24 protein-coding genes are annotated in these 23,208 nt (G+C 70.9%); 15 read left to right on the forward strand and 9 right to left on the reverse strand.

What is annotated here, in order from left to right:
- Window positions 1-20 precede the first annotated feature (20 nt).
- Window positions 21-668, reverse strand: a complete 648-nt coding sequence (locus DNK54_RS00530) for an NAD(P)H-binding protein (protein ID WP_204164372.1) — start codon at window positions 666-668, stop codon at window positions 21-23.
- A gap of 136 nt (window positions 669-804) precedes the next feature.
- Here DNK54_RS00530 and DNK54_RS00535 point away from each other — a divergent pair, with 136 nt between their 5' ends.
- Together DNK54_RS00535 and DNK54_RS00540 are read left to right on the forward strand one after the other, a co-directional pair.
- A complete protein-coding gene (locus tag DNK54_RS00535; protein ID WP_110205018.1) occupies window positions 805-1,959 on the forward strand; it encodes a glycosyltransferase family 4 protein in 1,155 nt (384 codons plus the stop codon).
- A gap of 1 nt (window position 1,960) precedes the next feature.
- The gene (locus DNK54_RS00540) at window positions 1,961-3,325 is read left to right on the forward strand and encodes a UDP-glucose dehydrogenase family protein (RefSeq protein WP_110205019.1); all 1,365 of its coding nucleotides are present in this window, start codon (window positions 1,961-1,963) and stop codon (window positions 3,323-3,325) included.
- Here DNK54_RS00540 and DNK54_RS00545 read toward each other — a convergent pair.
- From DNK54_RS00545 to DNK54_RS00555, 3 genes are all read right to left on the reverse strand, one after another.
- Window positions 3,306-3,749, reverse strand: coding sequence for a nuclear transport factor 2 family protein (locus DNK54_RS00545; RefSeq protein ID WP_110205020.1), 444 nt, complete (start codon window positions 3,747-3,749; stop codon window positions 3,306-3,308). The genes DNK54_RS00540 and DNK54_RS00545 overlap by 20 nt on opposite strands.
- A 68-nt stretch (window positions 3,750-3,817) precedes the next feature.
- Window positions 3,818-4,684: an LOG family protein gene (locus tag DNK54_RS00550; RefSeq protein ID WP_162602251.1), complete on the reverse strand. Its 867-nt coding sequence runs from the start codon at window positions 4,682-4,684 to the stop codon at window positions 3,818-3,820.
- A gap of 44 nt (window positions 4,685-4,728) precedes the next feature.
- Complete coding sequence (locus tag DNK54_RS00555; RefSeq protein WP_110205022.1) at window positions 4,729-5,583, reverse strand: serine protein kinase RIO; 855 nt, start codon at window positions 5,581-5,583, stop codon at window positions 4,729-4,731.
- Window positions 5,584-5,765: 182 nt separating this feature from the next.
- Between DNK54_RS00555 and DNK54_RS00560 the strand changes: the two genes are divergently transcribed.
- On the forward strand, window positions 5,766-6,320 hold the full coding sequence (locus tag DNK54_RS00560; protein ID WP_110205023.1) for an acyl-CoA synthetase family protein: 555 nt from the start codon (window positions 5,766-5,768) through the stop codon (window positions 6,318-6,320).
- Here DNK54_RS00560 and DNK54_RS00565 read toward each other — a convergent pair.
- On the reverse strand, window positions 6,269-6,973 hold the full coding sequence (locus tag DNK54_RS00565; RefSeq protein WP_110205024.1) for a lysoplasmalogenase family protein: 705 nt from the start codon (window positions 6,971-6,973) through the stop codon (window positions 6,269-6,271). The two genes, DNK54_RS00560 and DNK54_RS00565, sit on opposite strands and share 52 nt — an antisense overlap.
- A gap of 83 nt (window positions 6,974-7,056) precedes the next feature.
- On the opposite strand from DNK54_RS00565, the gene dxr reads away from it, so the two are divergent.
- Genes dxr through DNK54_RS00590 form a run of 5 tightly spaced genes read left to right on the forward strand, consistent with a single transcriptional unit; the run spans window position 7,057 to window position 12,708 of the window.
- A complete protein-coding gene (gene dxr / locus DNK54_RS00570; protein WP_204164373.1) occupies window positions 7,057-8,169 on the forward strand; it encodes a 1-deoxy-D-xylulose-5-phosphate reductoisomerase in 1,113 nt (370 codons plus the stop codon).
- Window positions 8,166-9,467 (forward strand): M50 family metallopeptidase, encoded by a 1,302-nt coding sequence (locus DNK54_RS00575; RefSeq protein WP_110205025.1) that lies wholly within the window; start codon window positions 8,166-8,168, stop codon window positions 9,465-9,467. Before dxr ends, DNK54_RS00575 begins: the two co-directional genes overlap by 4 nt.
- Window positions 9,467-10,666 carry an MFS transporter gene (locus DNK54_RS00580; protein WP_110205026.1) on the forward strand — a complete coding sequence of 400 codons (1,200 nt, stop codon included), beginning with the start codon at window positions 9,467-9,469 and terminating at the stop codon, window positions 10,664-10,666. The genes DNK54_RS00575 and DNK54_RS00580 overlap by 1 nt, the downstream gene beginning before the upstream one ends.
- 9 nt (window positions 10,667-10,675) lie before the next feature.
- On the forward strand, window positions 10,676-11,827 hold the full coding sequence (gene ispG, locus DNK54_RS00585) for a flavodoxin-dependent (E)-4-hydroxy-3-methylbut-2-enyl-diphosphate synthase (RefSeq protein WP_110205027.1): 1,152 nt from the start codon (window positions 10,676-10,678) through the stop codon (window positions 11,825-11,827).
- A gap of 41 nt (window positions 11,828-11,868) precedes the next feature.
- Window positions 11,869-12,708, forward strand: a complete 840-nt coding sequence (locus DNK54_RS00590) for a GNAT family N-acetyltransferase (protein ID WP_110205028.1) — start codon at window positions 11,869-11,871, stop codon at window positions 12,706-12,708.
- Window position 12,709: 1 nt separating this feature from the next.
- Here the strand turns inward: DNK54_RS00590 and DNK54_RS00595 are convergent, their stop codons facing one another.
- Window positions 12,710-13,207 carry an ASCH domain-containing protein gene (locus DNK54_RS00595; protein WP_110205029.1) on the reverse strand — a complete coding sequence of 166 codons (498 nt, stop codon included), beginning with the start codon at window positions 13,205-13,207 and terminating at the stop codon, window positions 12,710-12,712.
- Between the two features lie 72 nt (window positions 13,208-13,279).
- Here DNK54_RS00595 and DNK54_RS00600 point away from each other — a divergent pair, with 72 nt between their 5' ends.
- Window positions 13,280-15,055 (forward strand): proline--tRNA ligase, encoded by a 1,776-nt coding sequence (locus tag DNK54_RS00600; protein ID WP_239459831.1) that lies wholly within the window; start codon window positions 13,280-13,282, stop codon window positions 15,053-15,055.
- Window positions 15,056-15,087: 32 nt separating this feature from the next.
- On the opposite strand, the gene DNK54_RS00605 is transcribed toward DNK54_RS00600, so the two are convergent.
- From DNK54_RS00605 to DNK54_RS20985, 3 genes are all read right to left on the reverse strand, one after another.
- The gene (locus tag DNK54_RS00605; protein ID WP_110205031.1) at window positions 15,088-15,609 is read right to left on the reverse strand and encodes a GNAT family N-acetyltransferase; all 522 of its coding nucleotides are present in this window, start codon (window positions 15,607-15,609) and stop codon (window positions 15,088-15,090) included.
- Window positions 15,610-15,826: 217 nt separating this feature from the next.
- Window positions 15,827-16,243: a ferritin-like domain-containing protein gene (locus tag DNK54_RS00610; RefSeq protein WP_110205032.1), complete on the reverse strand. Its 417-nt coding sequence runs from the start codon at window positions 16,241-16,243 to the stop codon at window positions 15,827-15,829.
- The gene (locus DNK54_RS20985) at window positions 16,240-16,755 is read right to left on the reverse strand and encodes a hypothetical protein (protein ID WP_162602252.1); all 516 of its coding nucleotides are present in this window, start codon (window positions 16,753-16,755) and stop codon (window positions 16,240-16,242) included. The genes DNK54_RS00610 and DNK54_RS20985 overlap by 4 nt, the downstream gene beginning before the upstream one ends.
- A gap of 115 nt (window positions 16,756-16,870) precedes the next feature.
- Between DNK54_RS20985 and rimP the strand changes: the two genes are divergently transcribed.
- The 6 genes from rimP (at window position 16,871) to truB (ending at window position 23,158) form a co-directional block, all read left to right on the forward strand.
- Window positions 16,871-17,353, forward strand: coding sequence for a ribosome maturation factor RimP (rimP, locus tag DNK54_RS00620; protein WP_110205034.1), 483 nt, complete (start codon window positions 16,871-16,873; stop codon window positions 17,351-17,353).
- Window positions 17,353-18,330, forward strand: coding sequence for a transcription termination factor NusA (gene nusA / locus DNK54_RS00625; protein ID WP_110205035.1), 978 nt, complete (start codon window positions 17,353-17,355; stop codon window positions 18,328-18,330). The genes rimP and nusA overlap by 1 nt, the downstream gene beginning before the upstream one ends.
- A 56-nt stretch (window positions 18,331-18,386) precedes the next feature.
- Window positions 18,387-18,701: a YlxR family protein gene (locus DNK54_RS00630; RefSeq protein ID WP_110205036.1), complete on the forward strand. Its 315-nt coding sequence runs from the start codon at window positions 18,387-18,389 to the stop codon at window positions 18,699-18,701.
- 142 nt (window positions 18,702-18,843) lie between these two features.
- Window positions 18,844-21,705 carry a translation initiation factor IF-2 gene (infB, locus tag DNK54_RS00635; protein ID WP_110205037.1) on the forward strand — a complete coding sequence of 954 codons (2,862 nt, stop codon included), beginning with the start codon at window positions 18,844-18,846 and terminating at the stop codon, window positions 21,703-21,705.
- Between the two features lie 122 nt (window positions 21,706-21,827).
- Complete coding sequence (rbfA, locus tag DNK54_RS00640; RefSeq protein ID WP_110205038.1) at window positions 21,828-22,289, forward strand: 30S ribosome-binding factor RbfA; 462 nt, start codon at window positions 21,828-21,830, stop codon at window positions 22,287-22,289.
- Complete coding sequence (gene truB, locus DNK54_RS00645) at window positions 22,286-23,158, forward strand: tRNA pseudouridine(55) synthase TruB (protein ID WP_110205039.1); 873 nt, start codon at window positions 22,286-22,288, stop codon at window positions 23,156-23,158. Before rbfA ends, truB begins: the two co-directional genes overlap by 4 nt.
- Window positions 23,159-23,208: the final 50 nt, after the last annotated feature.

Here is a 23,208-nt window from a genome sequence, read left to right on the forward strand (position 1 = left end):
TCACAAGTAGGTCGGCAGCCTCACAAGGTCTCGGACTCCAGCACGTGCTCGCCAGGCACGGCGGAGATCGCGGCGTCGAGCAGCGCGCGTGCCACGAGGTCTACGTGCACCGGCCGGTAACGGGCCGGGAGCACCGGGGAGAGGACGCGGCTGGCCCCGGCCAGGCGGTCGCCGAGGTTCTCCTGGCGGGTCCGGGTGCCGCCGTACAGGCCGGAGGGCCGCACGGCGGTGAACGAGGGGAACCCACAGGCACGCAGATCGCGCTCGGTCTCGCCCTTGACGCGCAGGTAGAGGTTGCGCGACCCGGCATCGGCACCGACCGACGACACCAGTGCGTACGACGTCGCCCCGGCCGCCCGCGCGAGCTCACCGACGCGTACCGGGAGGTCGTGATCGATGCGGCGGAACGCATCGGGACTGCCGGCGAGCTTCCGGGTGGTGCCCAGCGCACAGGCGACGGCGTCGACCTGCCACCAGTCGGCGTCCTCGGGCAGCGCCTGGAAGTCGACCACCCGGTTGTCGAGGACCACCCGCGTCTCCGGGTCCGGATCGGCGAGTGGTCGCCGCGTCAGCGCGACGACACGCTCCACGCGTGGGTCCGCCAGCGCCAGCGTCAGCGCGCGGGCACCGACGGCACCGGTTGCTCCGGTCAGCAGCAAGGAAGTCACATCCTCCACGCTACCGACGACGCCTGAGCGGTGACCCAGTGTTCACGTGTCGTCCACCGCGCCAGGCCCCTGGTGTTGACCTGCTCTCTCTAGCGTCCGACGCGACAGGCTTCCACGAGGAGTTCGAGGAGCAGCGATGTCCGTACGAGCACGAGACGGTCTGCCCGCGCTGCGGGTGCTGGTCGTCACCGAGTCGTTCCTGCCCCAGGTCAACGGGGTCACCAACTCCGTCTGCCGGGTGCTTGACCATCTGGCTGCGGCGGGGCATCACGCGGAGGTGGTCGCGCCGACCGGGCCGGAGACCTACGCCGGCTTCCGCGTGCGCCACGCCCGCGGCGCCCGGCTTCCCTTCTACAAGGAGTTCCGGATCGGGCTGGAGACCCGACGCCGACTGCGCTCCGTGATGGAGGAGTTCGCCCCCGACGTGATCCATGTCGCCTCGCCGGCGATGCTCGGCCACCAGGCCGTGCGCGCGGCTGCCGAGCTGGGCATCCCGGTGGTCGCGATCTATCAGACCGACCTGGTCGGCTTCGCCGAGCGGTACGACCTCCCGGGTGGTACCCGCGCGGCTGCCGCGCTCACCCGGAGGATCCACACCCAGGTGGACCGCACGCTCGTCCCCTCGGCGGCGAGCCGTGATCAGCTGGCCGGGCTCGGCATCGCGCGACTGCACCATTGGGGGCGCGGCGTCGACCTCGACCTCTTCGGCCCGACCCGACGCAGCGACGAGCTGCGCAGCCGGCTCGCTCCCGACGGCGAACTGCTTCTCGGGTACGTCGGCAGGCTGGCGCCCGAGAAGGAGCTCGGGCTGCTCGCCCACCTGCGTGCCCTGCCCGGCACCCGTCTGGTCGTGGTCGGCGGTGGCCCCGAGGAGTTCGAGCTGAAGCGCCGCCTTCCCGGAGCTGCCTTCCTCGGGGTCCTCCACGGCGAGGAGCTCGCCACCGCCTATGCGAGCCTCGACCTCTTCGTTCACACCGGCCGGCACGAGACCTACTGCCAGGCAGCGCAGGAGGCGCTTGCCTCCGGTGTGCCCGTGGTCGCCCCACGGGCCGGTGGTCCGGTCGACGTCGTGCCGCCGACCGCCGGGATGCTCTACGATCCCGGCGACGGCGCGGCGCTGGTCACCGCCGTCCACGACCTCGTCTCCGAACCGCTACGTCGTGCGGCCCTCGCCGCGGAGGCCCGCCCGGCTGTCGTCGACCGTTCGTGGGACGCCGTCAACCGCGTCCTCGTCCAGCACTACCGAGAGGTCGTCGCTGCGGCCCGGCCGGTGCTGCGGATGGTGGGCTGAAATGACCAGGATCGCAGTGATCGGCACCGGCTACCTCGGTGCGACCCACGCCGCCGGACTTGCGGAGCTCGGCTTCGAGGTGCTCGGCGTCGACGCCGATGCGGAGAAGGTCGCCGCTCTCGCGGCCGGCCTGGTGCCCTTCCACGAGCCGGGCCTGCCCGAGCTGCTGGCCACCCACGTGCGGAGCGGGCGGCTCCGCTTCACTACCTCGCTCGCCGAGGCTGCTGAGCTAGCCGACCTGCACTTCATCTGTGTCGGTACGCCCCAGGGGCCGGGCGGCGCTGCCGACCTGAGTCATCTGCACACCGTGGTCGAGGGGTTGGTCCCCTCCCTGCGGCGCCCGACGCTGCTGGTCGGCAAGTCCACGGTCCCGGTCGGCACCGCGCAGGCGCTGCTTCCGCGGATCGAGGCGCTGCGGCCCGAGGGAGTCACCGTCGACCTCGCCTGGAACCCGGAGTTCCTGCGGGAGGGCCACGCGGTGCACGACACGCTCCACCCCGACCGCCTCGTCTTCGGCGTCGACACGCACCAGGCCGAACGAGCACTGCGCCGGGTCTACGCGACCCCGATCGCCGCAGGCGGGACCCCTGTCGTGGTCACCGACCTGCCGACCGCTGAACTGGTGAAGGTCGCTGCCAACGCCTTCCTTGCGACCAAGATCTCCTTCATCAACGCGATGGCAGAGCTGTGCGAGGTCGCGGATGCCGACGTGCTCGCCCTCGCGGAGGCGCTGGGCCACGACGAGCGGATCGGGCGCCGGTTCCTCGGCGCCGGGCTCGGGTACGGCGGCGGGTGCCTTCCCAAGGATGTGCGCGCACTGCTCGCACGGGCCGAGGAGCTCGGTTCCGGGGAGTCGGTGTCGTTCCTCCGCGGTGTCGAGGAGATCAACCAGCGGCGCCGCGACCGCGTGGTGGCCGAGGCCTTGCGGGTGCTCGCCGACGTACCTGGCTGGCGGCGCGGAAAGGTGGCCGTCCTGGGCGCGGCCTTCAAGCCCCACTCGGACGACGTCCGGGACTCGCCGGCGCTCGAGGTCGCGAGCCGCCTGCACGCCGCCGGCGCGCAGGTGACGGTGCACGACCCGGTGGCGTCACTCCGCGCTCGCACGGTGGCTCCCGCGCTCCGTTACGCCGCCAACCCGCTTGCTTCCTGCCGCAAGGCGGACGTCGTCCTGCACCTCACCGAGTGGCCGGAGTTCGCCGCCCTCGACCCGGCCGAGGTCGGGGAGGTGGTGCGCAACCGAGTGCTGATCGACGCTCGCAACACGCTCGACGCCGAGCGCTGGCGGGACGCCGGCTGGGACGTCCGCAGGCCCGGCACCCGACGTCACTCCGCGCCTGCTACCCCGATCAGGAACGCGGCGCTCTGAGCAGGTGCTGGCTGAGGTCGCCGGCCGCGTCGAAGAGCGAGTAGTCGCGTTCCTCGAAGCGCCACTGACCACCGTCGCAGACGAAGGTGTCGTGGTAGCGACCTTGCGCGACCGGCTGCAGGGGCAGGGTCTCGGTCGCCTGGAAGACGGTGTAGTACGAGCGGCACGTGGCCCGGCCGGCCTCGTCGTCGACCTCGATGATCGGGTTGGTGATCACGTGCTTGGTGCGCGGCGTGCCGTCCTCGTGGATGCGTACGTTGGCACGCCACATGGCGAGGATCGGCTCGGCGCCTTCGAGCACCCGGCCGCCGCCCATCCGCAGGCGAGCCTTCGCGAAGAGCGCCGCTGTGCCCTCGAGATCGCCGCTGTCCAGCAGCTCGGCGTACCGGTAGAGGAGGTTGGCGATATGGGTCGCGGCGTCCATGCCGCCGAGTCTGCCCGCTGAGCCCGGGCACGTGTGTGGCTCGTCCCGCCGAGCGGGCCGGTGTGAGTTCAGGAGCCGACCAGCCCTACGGCCTCCTCGATCGTCTCCACGAGGTGGACCCGGTGCTCCATCACCCGGCCGCGGGCCAACGCCTGCAGGAGAGGCCAGGCGGGCAGCTCCTCGGTCCAGTACCGGCGACCGACCAACACCATGCGAGCGACCGCCGACTCCGCCGCGTAGTAGTTCTCGCAGGCGTCCTGGAAGATCTCCTGCACGGTGCCCGCTGCCCCGGGGAGGAAGACGATCCCGCGGTTGCAGATCTGCAGCAGGATCGCCTCGCGCGTCGAGTTGCGGAAGTACTTGGCGATCGCGGTCGCGAAGGGGCTCGGCGGCTCGTGCCCGTAGTGCCAGGTCGGGATCGCAAGTGACTCCCGCCCCGGCCCGAGCTCCTCCAGCACCGTGAGCGCGACGCGTGCCCAGGCCCCGATGTCGGGGGCGAAGTGCGGTACGGCGGCCAGCCGGTCCAGGGCATCCTCCAGCGCCGCCGGGTCGTGGCCCGCCAGCCAGGCGCCGAGATTGGCCGCCTCCATGGCGCCGGGGCCACCGCCGGTCGAGACGGTCAGCCCCGCGCCGAGCGAGCGGCCCAGCCGGGCTGCGTCCCGGTAGCGACCGTCGTTGCGATGCAGCGCATGCCCGCCCATCACCCCGACCAGGTCCCGCCCGGCGATCCACGTCGCCAGGAGCTGGTCGATGGTGTGGTCGTGCAGTGCCTTGGCCAGGGCGGTCTCCGGGGTGGTGGGCCGCAGCGACCAGTCGTAGGTGCGCGCGTCGGTGGTGTCGGCGTACGCACCACCGGTGCGGAGCGCGTCGTAGAGGTCGTACGGCGCGTAGAGCCGGTCCCGGAAGCCGGGAGCGCCGGCCATCTCGTCGTCCACCCCGCCACGGTAGAGGAGAGGCGTCGGCATCTGGGGTCGCGCACTCAGAACGCCTGCGCGAGCAGCTCGGCGAAGAGCGCCTCCTCGTCGGCGACCTCGGGGTCGAGCCCTCGGCGGCGGAACCAGGTGCAGACGTTGACGCAGTCGCGGTGCAGGAAGTCGAAGCCCTGGGCGTTGCCGGCCAGGTCGACGGCCTGCGGCAGGTCGATCACCACGATCCGCTCGCCTGCGGCGAGGATGTTGTACGGCGACAGGTCACCATGGGCGACCCCCGCCGCGGCCAGCGCCGCCATGGCCTCGCGCAGCTGTTCGAACCACTCGCGCAGCAGGGTGGGCTCGGGTCGGGTCTGCGCGAGGCGCGGTGCCGGCTGCCCGTCGACGCAGATGTACTCCATGAGGATCTCGGTGCCGTCGATCTGGACCGGATAGGGCACCGGCACACCGGCCGACCAGAAGCGGGTCAAGGCCTGCCACTCGGCCTGCGCCCATTGGCCGGCTGCGACCTCGCGGCCGAAGGTGCTCTTCGCCTTGATCGCTCGCGCGTCGCGGGAGCGCTTGGTCGACCAGCCCTCGGTGTAGGTCGCGCTGCGGTGGAAGGAGGAGTGCTCACGGGAGCGGTAGCGCTTGGCGGCCATGACCACCGAGGGGCCGCCGTGGGGCACGGCGCGCTCGACGAGGTGGACCTCGGCCTCCTTGCCGGTCTTCAGGATGCCGAGCTCGGTGTCGATGGCGGCGCGGTCGGTCACCACCCAGGAGGGGCGTGGCTGCGGACCACGGCAGAGCGGCTCGACGTCGTGCCAGGTCGACCAGCGCTGGTCGGTCTCGTCGGGGTCGTCGTGCAGGACCCAGTCGAAGGAGAGGTCAGGGGTGGGCTGCTGCCCGGAAGAGGTGTCGTACATCGGTGCGGGTACTCCCAAGGAGAGAAGAGGAACGGTCTGCGGGCAGGCCGGCGACAGTCGTCGTCACGTCACGACTCCTCTCTCTGGGGCAGCACGGCTCCGGCACGGAGCACGTCGTACGGTTGCAGTCTCGGGGTGCCGAGCACGCCCGGGCAACCGATTTTCCAGCCGATGAGGAGCCCATGAACCTCTGCTTCGACGCCCTCGACAAGCGCGTCATCCTCGGAGAGGCCGACCTGCCGGCGATCCGGGGCGCCGTGGAGCGCGACCATGCCCACCTCCTGGAGGAGGTGGGCGCCTTCGCCGGGCTGCTCCGCGGTGTTGGCGTCGAGGCGGGCACGCCGGTCGGCGTCGAGCTTGCCGAGCCGTACGCCGAGCTGCTGGTGCTGCTGGCCACCGCCAGGATCGGCGGCACCCTGGTCGAGCTGCGCGGCGAGCGCCTGGCCGAGCACCGACCGCACGCGGTGGTCACCGATCGACTCCTCGATCTCGGGGGCCATGCCCCCGGGGCCGTGGTGCTGCGGGGACCCGAGGTGGTCGACCCGGTGCGTGACCTGCCGTGGGAGCTCGCCATGCGGGCCGGCCGTTCCGATCCCGCTGGCAGCGTGGCGGTCGAGGCCGCGTCGATCGCCTGGATCACGGACGGCCCGGTTGCCGTAGGCGAGGCGCTCGGCGCGGACGACCGCTACGCCGCTTGGTTGCGCGACTTCGCTGCCGGGCGTCCGGTCGAGGTCTGAACGCTGCGGGCGTTGATCACGCCGACAACGAGGAACAGCTGGGCCAGGAGATAGGTCAGCATGACCAGCGCGTCGTGGGCGGGAAGCTCCCAGTCGCGGAAGGCCGCGATCGCGATCAACGAGTCCGACACCATGAAGAGCGCCCCGCCCAGGCCGGCCAGGCGGCCGAGACCCGTGGCGAGCACCCCGGTTGCGGTGAGCGCGAGACCGTAGAGCACGACAGCAGGAGCGAGCACGCCCGCGCCGGGCACCAGCAGTACCAGCAGCACGACCAGCGCGACGGCGTACGGCGCGACCCGCGCGGGCTGTCGCAGCACAGATCGACTGCGCCACGACCACATGCCGACGACGTAGCAGCACTGGGCGAGCAGGAAGCCGCCGACCATCAGCAGGAAGGCGGTGTCACCGGTGGCGAAGCGAGGGAGCGAGTCGCCGAGCCAGGAGAAGAAGAGCGCGGCCAGCGCCCACTGCACCAGACGTTGCGGCGCTGCCACGCCGCGCACCAGCAACAGCCACGCGAGGAGGGGCATCAGCACCATCTGGGTGCCGGCGGCCACCGCCTCGCCATCGACCAGTTGCGCCACCAGGTGCACTACGGAAAGCACCAGGAAGCCGAACAGCGGCGGGCTGAACGCGGGGCGGGCATCGCTCATGCCCGGCATCGTGCCATGCCCCACCGACGCGAGCCGGCGCTACGACCTGCGGCGCTGATCCACCCGCCTGCGAGAATGTCCCGGTGAACTCGCGTGACGTGGTGATCCTCGGCTCCACCGGCTCGATCGGCCGGCAGGCGCTCGACCTGGTCCGGGCCAACCCCGACCGCTTCCGAGTGGTCGCCCTGACCGCGGGAGGCGGCAACCCGGAGCTCTTCGCCAGCCAGGTCGCCGAGTTCGCTCCGGCGTACTCCGGGCTGGGGGAGGAGGCGAGCGTCGAGGCCGCCGCGCGGCCGTGTGACGTGGTCCTCAACGGCATCACCGGCGCCGTGGGGCTACGGCCCACGCTGGCCGCGCTGGACGCGGGCCGCACCCTCGCGCTCGCCAACAAGGAGTCGCTGATCATCGGTGGACCGCTGGTCAAGGAGCGGGCCCGGCCCGGCCAGATCGTGCCGGTCGACAGCGAGCACAGTGCGATCGCCCAGAGCTTGCGCAGCGGCTCCGCCGCCGAGGTACGCCGCCTGGTGCTGACCGCCAGCGGTGGACCGTTCCGGGGCCGCTCCCGCGAGGAACTCGCCGAGGTCACCCCGGCGCAGGCGCTCGCCCACCCCAACTTCGCGATGGGCCGCGTGATCACCACGAACTCGGCGACCTTGGTCAACAAGGGGCTGGAGGTGATCGAGGCGCACCTGCTCTTCGACGTGCCGTTCGAGGCGATCGACGTGGTCGTGCATCCGCAGCAGTTCATCCACTCGATGGTGGAGTTCGTCGACGGCGCCGTGGTGGCGCAGATCGGTCTGCCCACCATGTTGGTGCCGATCGCGATGGGCCTGGCCTGGCCCGATCGGGTGCCTGGTGCGGAGGCCCCGGTCGACTGGACGAGGGCGTCCGACTGGCGCTTCGAGCCGCTCGACGACGTGGCGTTCCCGGCCGTACGGCTGGCCCGTGTCGCCGGCACTCGGGGCGGCACCGCGCCAGCCGTCTACAACGCCGCCAACGAGGTGTGCGTCGACGCGTTCCATGCGGGCCGCCTGCCGTTCCCCGGCATCGTCGACGTGATCGCCGACGTACTGTCGGAGCACCCCGTAGGCTCGGAGCAGAAGCTGACGCTCGACGACGTCCTTGCCGCGGACGCCTGGGCACGGGAGACCGCCTCCCGGCTGGTCGAGCGCCTGGACCGGGGAGTCGACCGATGACCGTGCTCTACTACACCCTCGGGGTGTTGGTCTTCGTGCTCGCCATGGTCGTCTCCATCGCGCTGCACGAGCTCGGCCATATGTACTGGGCCAAGCGCTTCGGCGGCAAGGTCACCCAGTTCTTCGTGGGCTTCGGACGCACCGTCTGGTCCCGACGAGTGGGGGAGACCGAGTACGGCCTCAAGTCGATCCCGCTCGGCGGGTTCGTCAAGATCATCGGCATGCTCCCGCCCGACCGTGAGGGGCACCTGAGGCAGAGCAACACCGGCCTCTTCACCCAACTCGTCTCCGACGCCCGCGCAGCCGAGTGGGAGCTGGTCGGGCCCGATGACGAGCCGCGGCTGTTCTACAAGATGGCCTGGTGGAAGAAGGTCACCGTGATGGCGGCGGGCCCGATGGTCAACATCGTCATCGCGCTCTTCATCTTCCTCGGCGTCTTCGCCACCTACGGCAACCCCGGCGACGTCCGCACCCTGCCCGTGGTCAGCAGCGTCAGCGACTGTGTGCTGCCGGTCTCGGAGTCGCAACGAGCCTGCACCTCGGAGGACCCGGTGGCGCCCGCCAAGCGAGCGGGTCTGCAGGAGGGTGACGAGATCGTCGCCTTCAACGGCACGCACATCTCCTCGTGGCCGCAGCTCTCCGGCCTGATCCGTGAGAACGCCAGCGGCGAGGCCGAGATCACGGTCCGCCGCGACGGCGTCCTCATTCCGCTGCAGACCAACACGCTCGTCACGCCGCGCCCGGTCGACGGCGACGTCGACAACCTTGCCGAGGTCGGATTCCTCGGTGTCGGGCCGACCACGGAGCTGGGCAGCGGCGGTCTCTTCTACACGCTCGACCAGATGGGCGACATGACCGTGCGCACGGTCGAGTCGCTGGCCAGTCTCCCGTCGAAGGTCTGGGACGTCGGCCAGGCGATCATCGGCCTCGAGCAACGCGATCCCGAGGGCCCGATGAGTGTGGTCGGCGGCGGCCGGCTCGCCGGCGAGACCACCTCCCACGAGGCGTTCCCTGTCAAGGAGAAGGTCGTCTTCCTGCTGATGCTGATCGGCGGGTTCAACTTCTTCATCGGCATGTTCAACTTCGTGCCGCTGCTGCCCCTCGACGGTGGCCACATCGCCGGTGCGCTGTGGGAGGCGCTACGCCGGGGATGGGCTCGGCTGCGCCGGCGTCCGGACCCCGGCCACGTCGACGTTGCGAAGCTGCTGCCCGTCGCCTACGTGGTGGCAGGGGCGTTCTTGGTGATGAGCCTGGTGCTCATCGTCGGTGATCTCGTCGTCCCGATCCATATCTCCTAGTGGGGCGCCCCGCCACCTCCGCGCAGCGCGTCGCCATTCCCGGTGAGATCTGGGTCCTGGTTGCCGCCGCCTTCGTGATCGCGATCGGCTACGGGCTGGTCTCCCCGGTCCTGCCGGCGTACGCGCGCAGCTTCGATGTCGGGGTCGCCGCCGCCTCCGTCGTCGTGTCGGCCTTCGCCTTCTTCCGGCTCGTCTTCGCACCGGCTGGCGGTGCACTGGTGGCCCGCCTGGGGGAGCGGCCCGTCTACCTCTCCGGACTGCTGATCGTCGCAGCGTCGTCGCTGGCCACGGCCTTCGCGCAGTCCTACGCGCAGCTGTTGATCCTGCGTGGCCTCGGCGGCATCGGCTCCACGATGTTCACCGTCTCGGCGATGGCGCTGCTGGTGCGCCTGGCCCCGCCGTCGATCCGCGGTCGCGTCAGCTCGGCATACGCGTCCGCGTTCCTGATCGGCGGCATGATCGGACCGCTGGCCGGTGGTGTCTTGGCGGAGTTCGGCCTCCGGGTCCCCTTCGTCGTGTACGCCGGAGCCCTGGTGGTGGCTGCCGTCGTCGTCGGCGTCCGACTCTCGGGCGCACGGTTGCGCCCCAGCGAGACGGGCCTGGCCGGCCCGCCGATGCGCCTTGCCGAGGCGCTCGGCTCCAGCACCTATCGAGCGGCGCTCGCCTCCTCCTTCGCCAACGGGTGGTGCAACTTCGGTGTGCGGGTGGCGGTGCTGCCGCAGTTCGCGGTGGCGATCCACGACGACACCTGGGTCGCCGGTGTCGCACTGGCCTGTGCTGCGGTGGGCACCGCGATCACCCTGCAGTTCAGCGGCAGGCTCGCCGACACGGTCGGTCGTCGGCCGATGGTGGTCGCGGGCCTGGTGGTGACCGCGGTAGGCCTCGGTGTCATCGGCCTGGTGACGGGGCTCGCCGAGCTGCTGGTCCTCTCCGCGTTCTCCGGAGTGGGGGCGGGCCTGCTCAACCCGGCGCAGCAGGCTGCGGTCGCCGACGTCGTGGGTCAGGAGCGCTCCGGCGGCAAGGTGCTGGCCACCTTCCAGATGGCCAGCGACGCGGGGGCGATCGGCGGCCCCATCCTGATCGGTGTGATCGCCGACCAGGTCGGCTACGACTGGGCGTTCGCGATGACCGGGGCGATCTCCCTGCTGGCCGTGCTGCCCTGGCTGACGGCCCGGGAGACGGCGCCGGCGGGTCCGTAGACTGACCCCATGACCTCGATCTCCCTCGGCATGCCACAGGCCCCGCCGCCGGTGCTGGCCCCTCGACGCAAGACCCGGCAGATCCAGGTCGGCAAGGTCGGGGTGGGCAGTGACCACCCGATCTCGGTGCAGTCGATGACCACGACGTTGACCTCCGACGTCAACGCGACCCTTCAGCAGATCGCCGAGCTGACCGCCGCGGGCTGCGACATCGTGCGCGTCGCCTGCCCGAGCCAGGACGACGCCGAGGCGCTGCCCGCCATCGCCGGCAAGGCACAGATCCCGGTGATCGCCGACATCCACTTCCAGCCGAAGTACGTCTTCGCGGCGATCGAGGCGGGGTGTGCCGCCGTCCGGGTCAACCCGGGCAACATCCGTGCCTTCGACGACCAGGTCAAGGAGATCGCCGCCGCCGCGCGCGACCACGGCACCAGCATCCGGATCGGTGTCAACGCCGGGTCGCTCGACAAGCGGCTGCTCGCGAAGTACGGCAAGGCGACGCCGGAGGCGCTCGTCGAGTCGGCGGTCTGGGAGGCGAGCCTCTTCGAGGAGCACGACTTCCACGACTTCAAGATCTCGGTGAAGCACAACGACCCCGTGGTGATGGTGCGTTCCTACGAGATGCTGGCCGAGCGCGGCGACTGGCCGCTCCACCTCGGCGTCACCGAGGCCGGGCCGGCGTTCCAAGGCACCATCAAGTCCGCCACGGCCTTCGGTGCGCTGCTCAGCCGGGGCATCGGCGACACGATCCGAGTGTCTCTCTCCGCCCCGCCGGTGGAGGAGGTCAAGGTCGGCATCCAGATCCTGGAGTCGCTGAACCTCAAGCCCCGCCGCCTGGAGATCGTCTCCTGCCCCTCCTGCGGCCGCGCCCAGGTCGATGTCTACACCCTCGCCGAGCAGGTCACTGCCGGGCTCGACGGCCTCGAGGTGCCGCTGCGGGTCGCGGTCATGGGCTGCGTCGTCAACGGGCCAGGCGAGGCTCGAGAGGCAGACCTCGGCGTCGCCTCGGGCAACGGCAAGGGCCAGATCTTCGTGAAGGGTGAGGTCATCAAGACCGTCCCGGAGTCGAAGATCGTGGAGACCCTGATCGAGGAGGCGCTGCGGATCGCCGAGGGCATGGAGGCCGAGCCCGGAGCGGGCGCCGAAGTCACCGTCGGCTGACCGCGGACCGCTGGGTGGCGGCACCCACTAGTGTTCCGGCCGTGAGCAACGAGACCGTACGGGTGCTGGGCCCGGCCGACTTCACCGACTTCCTCCTGCTCACCGACCGGTCACCGGTCGTCAACGTCTTCGCCGAGCATCGGGCGCGCCTCACCACCCTGGAGCCGCGCTGGCTCGGCGGCGAGGTGTGGGGCCGCTTCCTCGACGGCCGCCTGGTCGCCGCTCTTCACGTCGGCGCCAACCTGGTGCCGATCCAGTGCGGCCCCGACGACGTCGCCGCCTTCGTCAAGCACGCGCTCTGGTCGCGCCGCAGCGTGGCGACCATCGTCGGCCCGGCGGCTGCGGTCGCCGAGTTGTGGCGCCTGCTGGAGCCGACCTGGGGGCCAGCGCGCGAGATCCGCAGCCACCAGCCGCATCTGGAGATCGGCGCCGCGCCCTCGATCCCCCCGGACCCCGAGGTCGTCGTCACCAGTCGCGACCAGATCGACCTCGTGTATCCCGCCTGTGTGGCGATGTACACCGAAGAGGTCGGCATCTCGCCGGAGGAGGGGGGCGGGGGAGACCTCTATCGGGCCCGGGTCGCCCAGTTGATCGCGCGCGGCTGGCAGTTCTCGCGGATCGAGGACGGGCGCGTCGTCTTCAAGGCCGAGGTCGCCTGCGCCACCAGCCACGGAGCCCAGGTCCAAGGCGTGTACGTCGTCCCCGACCGGCGCGGCGAAGGGCTCGCCACCCGTGGGATGGCGGCCGTCGTCGAGCTGATCCGCCGCAACATCGCCCCGGTGGCCTCGCTCTACGTCAACGACTTCAACGTCGCTGCCCGGACGGCGTACGAGCGGGTCGGCTTCCGGGAGACCGAGCGCTTCATGACCGTGATGTTCTAGGTCAGCGCTTCCAGAGCACCTCGAACTCCTCCAGCACCACGTCGAGGTCGTCGGTCACCGCAGGATCCTGGCCGGTGAGCTCGGCGGTCTCGGCGAAGAACCTGCGGTGCTCGGCGCGCCAGTGCTCGAGGCTCAGGTCGCCCTCGCCCTCACGACGGGCGTGCTCGGCGTCCACCTCGCCGAACCTCACCACCCGCACCCCGGTGGTCACGATCAGCGCCCGGGGCCGCCCGGAGCTCTCGGTGACGATCGACAGGTTGCCCTTGCGCGGCAGTTCCTCTCCGACGTAGTCGCGCACCGCCGAGGCGGTCGCGGTCTTGGTGCCGTCGAGCACCAACGACAGGAGCTCGTCGGCTGGCCCCGGCTCGATGCCGAAGGACCACGCGGGTGGCGGCAGCGCCTCGGTGGAGTTCTGGCCCAGGTAGACCCGTAGGCGGTTGAGGTTCGCGTGCACCTGGGCGTCCTGCCAGAAGGCCTTGATCCACTCGTCGTTCGACATGGTCCGACTCTACGGATCCGGTCGCGCCAGCCGACGTCGGCGCGGCGGCGTACCCCCGATAGCCTTGCCCGCATGAGTGCCCGCATCCTCCGTATGTCCACGTTGTTCGCCCGTACCCTGCGGGACGACCCGGCGGACGCCGAGGTGCCGAGCCACAAGCTGCTCGTCCGGGCGGGCTACGTGCGTCGCGCGGCGCCGGGCATCTACACCTGGCTTCCGCTCGGACTGCGCGTGCTGCGCAATGTCGAGGGCATCATCCGCGAGGAGATGGACGCCATGGGCGCCCAGGAGCTCCAGTTCCCGGCACTGTTGCCCCGCGAGCCCTACGAGGCCACCAACCGGTGGGCCGAGTACGGCGACAACATCTTCCGCATCAAGGACCGCAAGGGAGCCGACTACCTGCTCGGCCCCACCCACGAGGAGATGTTCACCCTCACGGTGAAGGACCTCTACTCCTCCTACAAGGACCTGCCGGTCTGGCTCTACCAGATCCAGAACAAGTACCGCGACGAGGCGCGTCCGCGCGCCGGTGTGCTCCGCGGTCGCGAGTTCGTCATGAAGGACTCCTACTCCTTCGACACCACCGACGCGGGGCTGGACGCCTCCTATGCGGCCCACCGGGCGGCGTACATCAAGACCTTCGACCGGCTCGGTTTCGACTACGTGATCGTGCAGGCGACCGCCGGCGCCATGGGCGGCTCGAAGTCCGAGGAGTTCCTGGCGCGTTCCGCCGTCGGTGAGGACACCTTCGTGCAGTGCGACGCCTGTGGCTACGCCGCCAACGTCGAAGCGGTGACGGTGCCCGCCCCTGCCGCCCTCTCGTACGACGGCGCGCCGGCTGCGCACGCGGAGCAGACCCCCGACACCCCGACCATCGAGACCCTGGTCGACCACCTCAACGCGACGTTCCCGCGCGAGGACCGCCCCTGGCGCGCCGGCGACACGCTGAAGAACGTGCTGCTGGTGCTCAAGCACCCCGACGGCACCCGGGAGCCGGTCGCGATCGGCCTTCCCGGCGACCGCGAGGTCGACCAGAAGCGCCTCGAGGGCCAGTTGGAGCCGATCGAGGTCGAGGCGATGGACGAGGCCGAGTTCGCCAAGCACCCCGCCCTGGTCAAGGGCTACATCGGGCCTGGCGTGCTCGGCGAGGAGTCGGCCTCGGGGATCCGTTACCTGCTCGACCCGCGCGTGGTCGAGGGCACCCGCTGGGTCACCGGCGCCGACGTCGCCGGCCAGCACGTGCTGGACCTGGTGGCCGGCCGCGACTTCACCGCCGACGGCACCATCGAGGCAGCCGAGGTGCGTGACGGTGACGCCTGCCCGCGCTGTGCCGGAGCCGAGGACGGTCGGCTGGTCTCCGCCCGCGGCATCGAGATGGGCCACATCTTCCAGCTCGGCCGCATGTACGCCGAGGCGCTCGACCTCAAGGTGCTCGACGAGAACGGCAAGCTGGTGACCGTCACCATGGGCTCCTACGGCATCGGCGTCTCCCGCGCCGTCGCGGCTATCGCCGAGGGCAACCACGACGAGCTGGGTCTGTGCTGGCCGGCCGAGATCGCGCCGGCCGATGTGCACCTGGTCGCCGCGGGCAAGGACGAGGCGCTCTTCGCGGCCGCGGAGACGCTCGCCGAGGAGCTGCGTGCGGCCGGACTGGACGTGATCTACGACGACCGGCGCGGCAAGGTCAGCCCGGGGGTGAAGTTCAAGGACGCGGAGCTGATGGGCGTGCCCACCATCGTCGTGGTCGGCAAGGGCCTCGCCGACGGCGTCGTCGAGGTGAAGGACCGGCGTACCGGCGACCGGGCCGACGTGCCCCTCGCCGCGGTCGTCGCCCAGCTCAAGGGCTGAGGCACCGGGCTACGTCCCGCGCGAACCCGCGGCTATCGCGGATTCGTGGGGATCCAGTAGCGGCGCTTGCCGTTGCGGGAGTCCTCGTAGAGGCCGCCGTTGACCTCGATCGTGCGTGCCGAGGGGATGTTGTCCTCGTCGCAGGTGACGAGCACCCGATCGATGCCGAGGGCCGCGGCCTCGCCGAGTGCTGCAGCCAGAGCGCGGGTGGCGAAGCGCTCACGTCGTCGGCTGGGACGCACCGAGTAGCCGATGTGGCCGCCCTCCTCGAGCAGGAAGTCGTTGAGACTGCGGCGGAGCGCCAGGAACCCGACCCAGGCGCCGTCCTCGTCCATGATCCAGAAGTAGGAGCACTTCACCCGCCCCTCCTGCGGAGGAAGCGTCTCGTCGCCCTCGTCGAGCAGACCCTGCACCCAGGCGGCGTAGCCGGACTCGGTCAGCACCGGCTGGTGGTCGCCCCAGAAGCCGGAGCCGTGCAGACCCGCACCGGCGAACTCCTCGACGATGGCGCAGAAGTCCGCGAAGCGGTCGAAGTCCGGGGAGCGCAGGTGCATGGAGCTATCAGATCAAGACCCCGCCCCTGCCGGCGAATCGAATACCAGCGCCGGGCATTTGCAAGTTTGTGCAGTGCAAGAACCTGCAGGCGGAGTGGGTAGGAACTCGCTGCCGGTTCAGTGCAGGATGGATTGGCGGTTCGTGGAGCGATCGGCGCGTGGGTGGATCTCGGGACTACCCACGCGCCGTTCGTATTTCCGGCCGGTAGGGGACGACTCAGGTGCCCGGCAGATCGCTCGGGAGGCCGCCGAAGCCGAGCTGGCGGACGGCGGAGTCGACCAACGCCCGCATCGCCCAGCTCCGGTCCGCGCCCTGCGTCCGGGCCACCAGGTCGGAGTAGAGGGCGGTGCACCGGCTCTCGACCTGGAGCGCTCCGCGGCGAATCTGCGTCGGGGTGCGCGAGGCGTTGGGCAGCTCGTAGCCGACGGCCACGGCCTCCGGGCTGCCGTCGAGGTCGAGGACCATCCGGACCAGCTGGTCGCGGCGAGCCCGGTGGATGCTATGGGCGCTGCGCAGCCCTGCCGCGAGCGTCGGCTCCGCCGATGCCGAGGTGCGGCCCCCCAACGTCGCGAATAGGTAGACCGCCGCGTGCTCTCCGGCAAGCACCGTGTTCAGGTCGTCGACGGTGCTCATCGGGTTCCTTCCGAGGCGACTGCGACATGTTGGGCCACGCCGGCGGCCATGGAGGCGAGGCTGCGGGCGAGGATGCCGCTGCCGGCCCGGCCGGCCAGGTCGATCAGGCCCTCCTGGAGCCGGCGCTCGGCCTTCAGCACGCCGGCCAGCGCCCGTGCCTCTCCGGCGGAGGTGGTGACCGGGGTGGCGGCCAGGTGCCGTAGGTGTGCGTCGTGCAGAGTGGCGAAGGCGGCCAGTTGCTGGCCGAGTCGGGGCCGGGCTGCGACCGCCGCAGCCACCAGGGCTGCCGTGTCGCCGATCAGGGCTGTCGCTTGATCCACCAGCACGCGGTCGGCGTCCGGTGGGGGTGGGGTGGTCCCGGAGACGGGCTCGCCGGCGCCGTCGGCCTCGGGGCCCCAGCGGCAGCCGGCGAGCGCCAGTGTCAGCGGGACGGCGACGACGGCACCCCGGCGCGAGAGGGCGGGTCCGCGCCCGGAGGCGCGGGGCGAGGACGCGGACGGGGGTGCGGGCACGCCGCGCACTCTAGACGAGCCGCGGCGACGGGTCCCGCCGCCCACCTCGATGCGCGCCGTACCCCGCCGGGCGGGCTATGGTGGTGCGCGACAACAGCACAAGGAGGTCTCGTCTATGAGCAGCGCCAGATCTGACGCCGTCCCGGACCGGATTCGGACCGAGTTGACCGACCCCCTGGCAGCACTGAGCCTGGATGTCGAAGCCGTCGAGCTCACGCCCGCAGGCAAGCGCCGGGTGCTCCGGATCGCGGTCGACAAGGACGGCGGAGTCACCCTCGACGACGTCGCGGAGGCGACCACCGTCGTCTCCGACGTACTGGACGCCTCCGACGTCATGGGCGAGCAGCCCTACACCCTCGAGGTGACCTCCCGGGGCGTGGACCGCCCCCTGACCCTGCCGCGGCACTGGCGTCGCAACCGGACGCGCCTGGTCAAGGCGGCGCTCGTCGAAGGCGGCCAGGTCACCGGTCGCGTCCTCGACTCCAACGACGACACCGTCACCCTCCAGGTGGGTGACGACACCCGCGAGGTGCCCTACGCCGACATCGCGAAGGCCCTCGTGCAGATCGAGTTCAACCGACCCGAAGGGCCAGCCTGATGGACATCGACCTCAACCTCCTGCGTGCGCTCGAGCACGAGAAGGAGATCAAGTTCTCGGTGCTTGTGGAGGCGATCGAGCAGGCCCTGCTCACCGCCTATCAGAAGAGCCCGGGAGCGCAGAGCCGCGCTCGGGTCGTCCTGGACCAGAAGACCGGCCATGTGAGCGTGCTCGCGGCGGAGCTCGACGACGAGGGCGAGGTCGTCGGTGAGTACGACGACACTCCCGACGGTTTCGGCCGGATCGCCGCCACCACGGCGAAGCAGATCATGCTGCAGCGGCTGCGCGACGCCGAGGACGAGATCCGGTACGGCGAGTTCTCCGGTCGTGAGGGCGACATCATCTCCGGAGTGATCCAGCAGGGCCGCAACCCCGACGACGTCATGGTCGACCTCGGCAAGCTCGAGGCGATCCTGCCCCTGGGAGAGCGGGTGCCCACGGAGAAGTACGAGCATGGCAGCCGGATCAAGTGCATGGTCGTCTCCGTCCGCAAGGGCATGCGCGGACCGCAGATCACGCTCTCGCGCACCCACCCCAACCTGGTGCGCAAGCTCTTTGCGCTCGAGGTGCCCGAGATCGCCGACGGCACCGTCGAGATCGCGGCCATCGCCCGCGAGGCCGGCCATCGCACCAAGATCGCGGTGCGCTCCACGGTCTCGGGAGTCAACCCCAAGGGTGCCTGTATCGGCCCGATGGGGCAGCGGGTCCGCAACGTGATGGCCGAGCTCGCCGGTGAGAAGATCGACATCGTCGACTGGTCCGACGATCCCGCCAAGCTCGTCGCCAGCGCGCTCTCCCCGGCGCAGGTGAGCAAGGTCGAGATCGTCTCGCTCGCCGAGCGGTCGGCGCGGGTGACCGTGCCTGACTTCCAGCTCTCCCTCGCGATCGGCAAGGAGGGTCAGAACGCCCGCCTCGCGGCCCGCCTCACGGGGTGGCGCATCGACATCCGTTCGGACGAGCCGGGCAGCGACGCCTGAGCGCGGGCGCTACCGGTTCGTGATTCCGGGGGCTGGGGGAGTAGAGTTTCACCACAGTGGTTCGAGAACGCCGTCCTTCCGCATGCCCTGACCAGGGTTCCCTCACGGGTCCCGTCAGGACCTGCATCGGATGCCGGGAGCGGGCCACTAAGAGCGAGTTGTTGCGAGTCGTCAAGGGCTCGGGGACGACGGCAGGAGCCGTCGTACCGGATCCGCGCGGCTCGGCTCCCGGTCGCGGCGCACACCTGCACCCCACGACCGAGTGCCTGGAACTGGCGGTTCGACGCCGTGCGTTCGCCCGAGCCCTGCGGCTCGATGCGAAGGCGGAGGTCGGCGCCGTCGAAGACCACATCGCCTTGCTCTGCACCTGACCGTGATGACCGACAGAAACTGGAGCAGCAGCTCATGAGCACTCGATGAGTACTTCCCGATGAGCATGCACAACCACTAACGGCTTCGTCGCACCACCCTGCAGTCTGCGCAGGGCAAGGGCTCGGGGCCAGAAGGAGAAGCGTGGCCAAGCCCCGAGTCCATGAACTCGCCAAGGAGTTCGGCGTCGAGAGCAAGTTCGTTCTCGAAAAGCTGAAGGAGATGGGTGAGTTCGTCAAGTCTGCGTCCTCGACCGTGGAACCCCCGGTCGCGATGCGTTTCAAGAAGGAGTACGGCGAGCAGCTGAAGGCTGCCGGCGGCTCCGCTGCAGCCGCACCCGCCGAGGCCGCCAAGGCCCCGGCGAAGAAGGCGCCGGCCAAGAAGGCCGCCGCACCGGCTGAGTCCACGCCCGCTGCGGAGGAGTCCGGCGCCAAGACCGCGCCGCGCCCCGGTCCGCGTCCGGGCCCCCGCGCTCCCAAGGCACCCGAGACTCCGGAGCCCCCGGCCCCCGAGGCGCCGGCAGCTTCGGCGCCGGCAGCCGAGGCTCCTGCCCCCGCAGCGCCTGCAGCACCCGCTGCGACGCCGCCGGCAGCCAGTGCTCCGGCAGCACCCAAGCCGGCGCCGCGCGCACCTGCGCCGCGTCCGGTGGGTCGTCCGGGCGGCACGCCGCGTCCGGGCAACAACCCGTTCGCGCCCAGCCAGGGCATGGGCCGTCGTCCGGCTCCCACCAACCAGCCGGGCGCGCCCGCCGGCGGCGGCGGTGCGGGCGACCAGCGTCCCCCGCGTCCCCCGGCCGCTCGTGAGGGTGCCGGTCGCCCCGGCATGCCGCGTCCCAACCCGGCGATGATGCCGAAGTCCCCGGCCGCGTTCGGCTCCGGTCCCGGCGGTCGCGCCGGTGCTCCGGGCCGTGGTGGCCCCGGTGGCGGTCGCGGCGGTGCGCCGGGTCGTCCCGGTGCTCCGGGCCGTGGTGGTCCCGGTGGCGGCGGTGGCGGCGGTGCCCGTCCCGGTGGTGGCGGCGGCTTCGGCCCCGCTGGCGGCGGCCGTCCCGGTGGCGGTGGCCGTCCTGGTCAGCGTGGCCAGACCCAGGGTGCCTTCGGGCGTCCCGGTGGTCCGTCCCGTCGTGGCCGCAAGTCGAAGCGGGCACGTCGCCAGGAGTTCGAGGCCATGCAGGCCCCGACCATCGGCGGTGTGCGGGTCCGCAAGGGTGACGGCGAGACCGTGCGTCTTGCCCGCGGTGCCTCGCTGACCGACTTCGCGGAGAAGATCAACGTTGATCCCGCGGCCCTGGTGCAGATGCTCTTCTCGCTCGGCGAGATGGTGACTGCGACCGAGTCCGTCAACGACGAGACCCTGGAGCTGTTGGGCGAGGAGCTCAACTACGTCGTCCAGGTCGTCTCGCCCGAGGACGAGGACCGCGAGCTGCTCGAGTCCTTCGACATCGAGTTCGGCTCCGACGAGGGTGGCGAAGAGGCACTCGAGGCCCGGCCGCCGGTCGTGACCGTCATGGGTCACGTCGACCACGGTAAGACTCGCTTGCTTGACGCGCTTCGCAACGCGGAGGTCGGCAAGGGCGAGGCCGGTGGCATCACCCAGCACATCGGTGCCTACCAGGTGCGTACCGAGGTCGATGGCACCGAGCGTCGCATCACCTTCATCGACACCCCGGGTCACGAGGCGTTCACCGCCATGCGTGCCCGTGGTGCCCAGGCGACCGACATCGCGATCCTCGTGGTGGCGGCCGACGACGGCGTCATGCCGCAGACGGTGGAGGCGTTGAACCACGCCAAGGCGGCCGGTGTGCCGATCGTGGTCGCGGTCAACAAGATCGACAAGCCCGAGGCCGACCCGACCAAGGTCCGTGGCCAGCTCAGCGAGTACGGCCTGGTGCCGGAGGAGTACGGCGGCGACACCATGTTCGTCGACGTCTCGGCTCGCGAGGGACTCCACCTCGACAACCTGCTCGAGGCGGTCATCCTGACGGCGGACGCGTCGCTCGACCTGCGCGCCAACCCCAACCAGGACGCCCAGGGCCTCGTCGTCGAAGCCCACCTGGACCGCGGTCGTGGCCCGGTGGCCACGATCCTCGTCCAGCGCGGCACCCTGCGGGTCGGTGACTCGATCGTCGCCGGTCCGGCTCACGGCCGGGTGCGTGCCATGCTCGACGAGCACGGCAGCGAGCTCGAGGTCGCTGACCCGTCCCGTCCTGCGATGGTGCTCGGTCTGAGTTCGGTGCCCGGCGCCGGCCAGAACTTCATCGTGGTCGAGGACGACCGGATGGCACGCCAGATCGCGGAGAAGCGCGAGGCGCGCGAGCGTGCGGCCAGCCAGGCCAAGCGCCGGGTGCGTCGTACCCTCGAGGACTTCATGGCCTCCATGGAGAAGGGCGAGAGCCAGGAGCTCAACCTCATCCTCAAGGGCGATGTGTCCGGTTCGGTCGAGGCCCTCGAGGACTCGCTGGCCCAGATCGACGTCGGCGACGAGGTGTCGCTGCGCGTCATCGACCGCGGTGTCGGTGCGATCACCGAGACCAACGTCGACCTGGCCGCCGCCTCCGACGCCATCATCATCGGCTTCAACGTCCGCCCGCAGGGCAAGGCGAGCCAGATGGCGGAGAAGGAGGGCGTCGAGATCCGCTACTACTCGGTCATCTACCAGGCGATCGAGGAGATCGAGGCGGCCCTCAAGGGGATGCTCAAGCCGGAGTACGAGGAGGCCCAGCTGGGCCAGGCGGAGATCCGCGAGATCTTCCGCTCCTCCAAGACCGGAAACATCGCAGGCTGCATGGTCACCTCCGGTGTCATCCGCCGCAACGCGAAGGTCCGGGTGCTGCGCGACGGTGCGGTCATCGCCGACAACCTCGACCTCGCTTCGCTGCGCCGCGAGAAGGACGACGCTGCCGAGGTCCGCGAGGGCTTCGAGTGCGGCATGGTGCTGAAGAACTTCCAGGACATCAAGATCGGCGATGTCGTGGAGGCCTTCGAGATGCGCGAGATCCCGCGGAGCTGATCCGCAAGCGCTGACGAGGCGGGTTCGGTCCGAGAGGGCCGGACCCGCCTCGCGTTCGGCGTTCGCCACTAGACTCAAACACCCGCGGTCGCCCCGCGGACTGAACTCGGTAGGAGCACCCCATGGCAAGCCCACGGGTCCGCAAGATCGCGGACCGGATCAAGGTCATCGTCGCCGAGATGCTGGAGCGGCGGATCAAGGACCCGCGGCTCGGGTTCGTGACGGTCACCGACGTCCGCCTCACCGGCGACACGCAGCAGGCGACGATCTTCTACACCGTCTTCGGCGAGGAGGAGGAGCTGGCAGGCACCGCCGCCGCGCTCGAGTCGGCGAAGGGACTGATCCGCTCCGAGGTGGGCAAGCAGCTGGGCATGCGACACGTGCCGAGCCTGGAGTTCATCCACGACGCGCTGCCCGAGACCGCGCGCCAGCTCGACGAGGTCCTGGCCCGGGCCAAGGAGCAGGACGCCCAGGTCGCCGCGACCGCCGCCGGCGCGACGTACGCCGCGGGGGAGGACCCCTACAAGAAGCCGCGCGAGATCCTCGACGACGAGGCGGGGGCCGAGGAGCGGGACGGGGAGTGAGTCCGCTCGACTCCGGGCTGGTCGTCGTCGACAAGCCAGGCGGGATCACCTCGCACGGCGTGGTCTCGCGGGTGCGCCGCCTTGCCGGCACCCGCAAGGTCGGGCACGCCGGCACCCTCGACCCGATGGCCACCGGTGTCCTGGTGCTCGGCGTCAACAGGGCCACCCGGCTGCTCGGCCACCTGATGCTGACCGAGAAGCGCTACGACGCGACGATCCGACTCGGGCAGACGCGGCACACCGACGACGCCGAGGGCGAGGTCACCGCGACCGTCCCCGCCAGCCATCTCTCCGAGGAGCAGGTCCGTACGGCGGCAGCCCGGTTCGTCGGGGAGCTCCAGCAGGTGCCGACCGCCGTCTCCGCGATCAAGGTGGACGGCAAACGCGCGCACCAGCTCGTGCGCGAGGGCGAGCAGCCCGTCTTGAAGGCGCGCACGGTGACGGTGCACGAGCTGACGGTCGACGACGTCCGCGCTGTCGGCGACTTCGTCGACCTCGACGTGTCGGTGCACTGCACCAGCGGCACCTATGTCCGTGCGATCGCCCGCGACCTCGGGGCCGAGCTCGGCGTGGGTGGGCACCTCACGGCCCTACGTCGAACGGAGGTCGGGGAGTTCGACCTCGACGTCGCCCAGACCTTGGAGCAGCTGGAGGACGAGTTCCGGTTGCTCCCCATCGCCGAGGCCGCTCGGCGTACCTTCCCGGCCGCCGACCTGGGCGAGGCCGACGCGGCGGCGGTTCGCTTCGGGCGCCCCCTCGATCTGGAACTGGCGGGCATCACGGCGGTCTTCGGCCCGGACGGCGAGTTCCTGGCGCTCTACGAGCCGGCCGCGCGGGGGTCACGTCCGCTGACCGTCTTCGTCGGCTGATCGGTCCTCCGTTCTAGGACGAAGGTCCCAGGACGTGGGTGAAGTCACGG

The sequence above is a fragment of the Nocardioides daejeonensis genome (assembly GCF_003194585.1).
GTDB classification, from domain to species: domain Bacteria; phylum Actinomycetota; class Actinomycetes; order Propionibacteriales; family Nocardioidaceae; genus Nocardioides; species Nocardioides daejeonensis.

Bases quoted from the DNA above. Each gene is read 5' to 3' on its own strand.
- DNK54_RS00535 (WP_110205018.1), top strand. From the start codon at position 805: ATGTCCGTACGAGCACGAGACGGTCTGCCCGCGCTGCGGGTGCTGGTC.
- DNK54_RS00540 (WP_110205019.1), top strand. From the start codon at position 1,961: ATGACCAGGATCGCAGTGATCGGCACCGGCTACCTCGGTGCGACCCAC.
- DNK54_RS00545 (WP_110205020.1), bottom strand. From the start codon at position 3,749: ATGGACGCCGCGACCCATATCGCCAACCTCCTCTACCGGTACGCCGAG.
- DNK54_RS00555 (WP_110205022.1), bottom strand. From the start codon at position 5,583: ATGTACGACACCTCTTCCGGGCAGCAGCCCACCCCTGACCTCTCCTTC.
- DNK54_RS00560 (WP_110205023.1), top strand. From the start codon at position 5,766: ATGAACCTCTGCTTCGACGCCCTCGACAAGCGCGTCATCCTCGGAGAG.
- DNK54_RS00565 (WP_110205024.1), bottom strand. From the start codon at position 6,973: ATGAGCGATGCCCGCCCCGCGTTCAGCCCGCCGCTGTTCGGCTTCCTG.
- DNK54_RS00575 (WP_110205025.1), top strand. From the start codon at position 8,166: ATGACCGTGCTCTACTACACCCTCGGGGTGTTGGTCTTCGTGCTCGCC.
- ispG (WP_110205027.1), top strand. From the start codon at position 10,676: ATGACCTCGATCTCCCTCGGCATGCCACAGGCCCCGCCGCCGGTGCTG.
- DNK54_RS00595 (WP_110205029.1), bottom strand. From the start codon at position 13,207: ATGTCGAACGACGAGTGGATCAAGGCCTTCTGGCAGGACGCCCAGGTG.
- DNK54_RS00600 (WP_239459831.1), top strand. From the start codon at position 13,280: ATGAGTGCCCGCATCCTCCGTATGTCCACGTTGTTCGCCCGTACCCTG.
- DNK54_RS00605 (WP_110205031.1), bottom strand. From the start codon at position 15,609: ATGCACCTGCGCTCCCCGGACTTCGACCGCTTCGCGGACTTCTGCGCC.
- DNK54_RS00610 (WP_110205032.1), bottom strand. From the start codon at position 16,243: ATGAGCACCGTCGACGACCTGAACACGGTGCTTGCCGGAGAGCACGCG.
- rimP (WP_110205034.1), top strand. From the start codon at position 16,871: ATGAGCAGCGCCAGATCTGACGCCGTCCCGGACCGGATTCGGACCGAG.
- nusA (WP_110205035.1), top strand. From the start codon at position 17,353: ATGGACATCGACCTCAACCTCCTGCGTGCGCTCGAGCACGAGAAGGAG.
- rbfA (WP_110205038.1), top strand. From the start codon at position 21,828: ATGGCAAGCCCACGGGTCCGCAAGATCGCGGACCGGATCAAGGTCATC.